The 1,519-nt window shown below is 36.3% G+C and carries 1 protein-coding gene; it reads left to right on the top strand.

Annotated elements, in window-relative coordinates:
- On the top strand, nt 1-1,391 hold a 1,391-nt coding region (locus tag EP737_RS23700), incomplete at its 5' end, for an IS4 family transposase (protein ID WP_246040358.1).
- Nucleotides 1,392-1,519 lie beyond the last annotated feature (128 nt).

The raw sequence follows: 1,519 nt of genomic DNA, 5'->3' as shown, positions 1-1,519 counted from the left end.
AAGAGTTGTATCGGTATATGTCTCCCGCTGCATTGGATCAATTAGCTATCGAAGCAGGCGGAATGAAACGAAAACGGAAGTGTTATGGACACCATTTTTTATCTTTGTGTGTATGGTTAAATCAACAAATCGCTACTACCTCGCTTACTCAACTTTGTAGTCAATTAGAAACTTCAACAGGAATCTTATTGAGCCCTGAGGGGCTTAACCGACGATTTAATTCGGCTTCGGTAACCTTCTTTCGAAGTGTATTTACTACACTTCTACAAGCTAAAATTGGAGGATTATCTAAGATTTCTCATTCTCTTTCTGCTTACTTTGAGCGTATTCGCATCCTTGATTCCACGACCTTTCAAGTTCCTGATCGATTTGCATCTACTTATCCAGGTGCCGGTGGATGTAGTCATAAAGCTGGTGTGAAAATTCAGCTAGAGTATGACTTGTTGAGTGGAGAATTTTCTGATGTACAAATTGAACCAGGAAAACGAAGTGATCAGGCGTATGGTGCGAGTCGAACGGACATGGTACAGAAAGACGATCTCTATATTCGTGACTTAGGATATTTTCGTTTACAAGACTTTGAGTCCATCCAAGGTAAGCAAGGATATTATCTATCACGCCTTAAGCTACCCACGAAAATATATAGAAAAGAATTCAAAACAGTGGAATTTAAAACAAAACCTGCTCAATTGAAGCCTGTATATATAGAAATTCGTTTGGAAGACATCATGAAACAATTACAACCTGGGCAAGTATATGAGTTGAGGGATGTATATGTAGGGAGTAAAGACAAACTTCCTACGCGCATTGTGGTTTATAGGTGTACAGAGGAACAAAAGAAGAAACGCTTACACGATCGAGCTATTCGTGAAAAGAAAAAAGGGATTACATATACAGAGCGTACAAAACATTTACAAGGAATTACAGTATACATGACAAACATTCCTATGGAATGGGTACCAAAAGAGAAAATCTATGATTTATATTCATTACGTTGGCAAATCGAGCTGTTATTTAAAGTATGGAAATCTTGGTTTCAAATCCATCGTTGTAAATCTATTAAACAAGAACGATTAGAATGTCATTTGTACGGGCAATTAATCGGTATTCTACTTTGTTCTTCTACTATGTTTAAAATGAGAGAGCTCTTGTTGCGTAAGAAGAAAAAAGAATTAAGCGAATATAAAGCAATGTATATGATTAAAGACCACTTTTTACTGTTTTATCAGGCATTACATAAGAACACCCAAGAATTATCAAAGGTTCTCCTTCGTCTGTTTAACCTCCTACAGCGAAACGGACGAAAATCCCACAGATATGAGAAAAAAACAGTCTTTGATATTTTGGGTGTTGTTTATAATTATACCACTCCGACTCATCAGGTAGCATAGTTAAAAAAATAAACCCATTCGGGTTTATTTGGCATGCGTACTTTTAAAACATCTGTAAAAGGTAATGAAAAACTACTTGGAAACCTTAACTTCTATATAAAAATGAATCTTAAGTTGATGGATGTGGG

This window comes from Ectobacillus funiculus, from assembly GCF_004138295.1.
GTDB lineage: Bacteria > Bacillota > Bacilli > Bacillales > Bacillaceae_G > Ectobacillus > Ectobacillus funiculus.
The sequence above is the reverse complement of the archived record's forward strand: the minus strand, read 5'-3'. Positions and strand labels throughout refer to the sequence as shown.